This window comes from Anaerolineae bacterium (assembly GCA_016931895.1).
Classification (GTDB): Bacteria; Chloroflexota; Anaerolineae; order 4572-78; family J111; genus JAFGNV01.
In genome coordinates this window covers 1-2,845 of the sequence record JAFGDY010000078.1, presented here as the reverse complement: position 1 = coordinate 2,845, position 2,845 = coordinate 1, and the positions used below count along the sequence as shown (strand labels likewise).

Below are 2,845 nucleotides of genomic sequence, written 5' to 3'. Positions count from 1 at the left end.
GTGTGGAGCGTGACCAGCTACAAAGAACTGCGCCGGGATGGCCTGGATGTGGAACGTTGGAACATGCTCCACCCCACCGAGGAACCTCGCCTGCCTTATGTAACCCAAGTATTGGCCGACGTGCCCGGCGTATTTGTGGCCGCCTCCGATTACATGAAGGTGCTGCCCGACTCGATTGCTCGTTGGGTGCCCGGCCCCCTAACTTCCCTGGGCACGGACGGTTTTGGCCGCAGCGATGGCCGCAAAGCCCTGCGTAACTTCTTTGAAGTAGATTCCCGGCACATTACCCTGGCGGCGCTGACCTCCCTGGCCCGGCAGGGTGATCTGGAGATGGATACTTTATCCGGCGCAATGGAAGAGTTAGAGATTGCCCCGGACAAGCTTAACCCGATGATCTCGTGAGCGTTTTTTGCTTCACCGAGCTAAAAAACTAAAAATTCACAATTAATCATTCACAATTCACAATTATTCAGGGAGCAACCCCGTGGCAACCGAATTTAAACTGCCCGAATTGGGCGAAAACATGGAAAGCGGCGACATTGTTGCCGTACTGGTGGCTGTTGGCGATACCGTGGCGGTAGACCAGCCCGTGCTGGAGTTAGAAACCGACAAAGCCACCATCGAGGTGCCCTCTACCGTTAGCGGCGTGGTCAAAGAGATTTTTGTCAAGGAGGGGGGGCAGGCGCAAGTGGGCCAGGTTATTTTTACCGTAGACGCTGACGGAAAAACCCCGGCCCCCAAACCGGAACCGGAAGCGAAAGCAGAACCGGAGCCTGAACCCGAACCGAAACCGAAACCGGAGCCTGAACCCAAACCTGAACCCACCCCGGAAAAACCCCAACCGGAACCGGCCCCACCCCCGCCGGAGACTCCCGCCGCCAAACCGGCCCCCGCTGCGCCGGCCGCAAAACAACCGGGCCGCCCCGCCCCGGCGGCCCCATCCGTGCGGCGGCTGGCCCGCGAGTTGGGCGTTGACATCAACGTAGTGCCCGGCAGCGGTCCCGGCGGGCGAATTTCTCAGGATGACGTTAAAAATCACGTCAAAAAATTGAACACCGAGCGACCGGCTGTATCTACCGCCGCCCCAACGGCCGAAGCCACGCCTTTGCCCGATTTTTCCAAGTATGGCCAAGTTGAACGCGAGGCGATGTCGAATGTGCGCCGCGCTACGGCCCGCCACATGGCCCGGGCCTGGGCCACCATTCCCCACGTAACCAACTTTGACCGGGCCGACGTGACCGAATTGGAAAAACTGCGCAAACGTTACGCCAAACAGGCCGAGGCCGCCGGCGGCAAGCTCACGGTTACGGCAATCATTCTCAAGATTGTGGCTGCTGCCCTCAAACAATTTCCAAAATTCAATGCCAGCCTTGACCTGGCCGGTCAGGAGATTATTTACAAAAAGTACTACCATATCGGCGTGGCCGTAGACACCGACCGGGGCCTGCTGGTGCCGGTTATCCGCGATGTTGACCGGAAGAACATTATTGAGTTGGCCGCGGAACTGAATCAGATAGCGGAAAAGGCCCGCAATCGCAAAATTGGCCTGGAAGACCTGGAGGGTGGTTCCTTTACCGTCACCAACCTGGGCGGCATTGGCGGCACCAATTTTACCCCCATCATCAATCCCCCCGAAGTGGCTATTTTAGGGATTGCGCGAGGCGCCACAGAACCTGTTTTTATAGAGGGGGAATTTGTGCCCCGCTTGATTTTGCCGCTGTCCCTTTCGTATGACCACCGCCTGATTGATGGAGCCGACGCGGCCCGTTTCTTGCGTTGGCTGGTGGAAGCGCTGGAAAATCCATTTTTTGTTCTGCTGGAGGGCTGACATGACCGAACAACTGGAAAAAACGCAACTGGTTGTCGTCGGCGGCGGGCCGGGTGGTTATGCCGCCGCTTTCCTGGCCGCCGATTTGGAGATGCAAGTAACCCTGGTTGACCCCGAGGAAAATCCGGGCGGGGTGTGCCTATACCGGGGCTGTATCCCTTCAAAGGCGCTACTGCACGTGGCTAAATTGCTTAACGAATCGCACGAGGCGGCCAATTGGGGCGTTGAATTTGGTAAACCCAAGATTGACCTGGACAAACTGCGCGGCTGGAAAGACGGCGTGGTCAAACAATTGACCGGCGGCACGGGCCAACTGGCTAAACAACGCCAGATCAACCATATTCGCGGCACGGCCACCTTTGTTGACGCATTGAGCCTGAAAATTGAAAAAGTTGACGGCGGCGAGGCCATCCTGCCTTTTGAAAAAGCCATTATCGCCACCGGCTCGCGTCCAACTCAAATTCCCGCCTTTGCTCTGGACACGCCCAAAGTGATGAATTCCACCGGCGCGCTGGCCCTGGAAGAGATTCCCAAGAAATTATTGGTTGTCGGCGGCGGATACATTGGCCTGGAATTAGGCAGCGTTTATGCCGCGTTGGGCAGCCAAGTAACCGTAGTGGAGATGTTGCCCAACCTACTGACTGGCGCGGATAAGGATTTGGTCAGAATTTTAGCCAAACGACTGGAAGAGAAGTTTGAGGCCATTCTGCTCAAAACCACCGTCACCGAGATGAAAGAAGTCAAAAACGGAATCAAGGCGACATTCGACGGCGACGTGGAAAAGAAAGAGCAGGTATTTGACCGGGTGCTGGTGTCCGTGGGCCGCAAACCCAACTCTGGCGGCATTGGCTTGGAAAACACCGGCGTGGAAATTGACCAACGCGGTTTTATTAAAGTTGACGCGCAGCGCCGCACCGCCGAACCCAATATTTACGCCATCGGCGACGTGGCCGGGGAGCCAATGCTGGCCCACAAAGCTTCGCACGAGGGCCGCGTGGCTGTGGAAGCCATTGCCGG

At 57.1% G+C, this 2,845-nt stretch carries 3 protein-coding genes; all 3 read left to right on the top strand.

What is annotated here, in order from left to right; all coding sequences use genetic code 11:
- Positions 1-402 (top strand): pyruvate dehydrogenase (acetyl-transferring), homodimeric type (locus JW953_06320; GenBank protein MBN1992300.1); only part of this gene is annotated, 402 nt, incomplete at its 5' end.
- Between the two features lie 82 nt (positions 403-484).
- On the top strand, positions 485-1,828 hold the full coding sequence (locus JW953_06315; protein ID MBN1992299.1) for a 2-oxo acid dehydrogenase subunit E2: 1,344 nt from the start codon (positions 485-487) through the stop codon (positions 1,826-1,828).
- 1 nt (position 1,829) lies between these two features.
- Positions 1,830-2,845 (top strand): dihydrolipoyl dehydrogenase (locus tag JW953_06310; protein ID MBN1992298.1); only part of this gene is annotated, 1,016 nt, incomplete at its 3' end.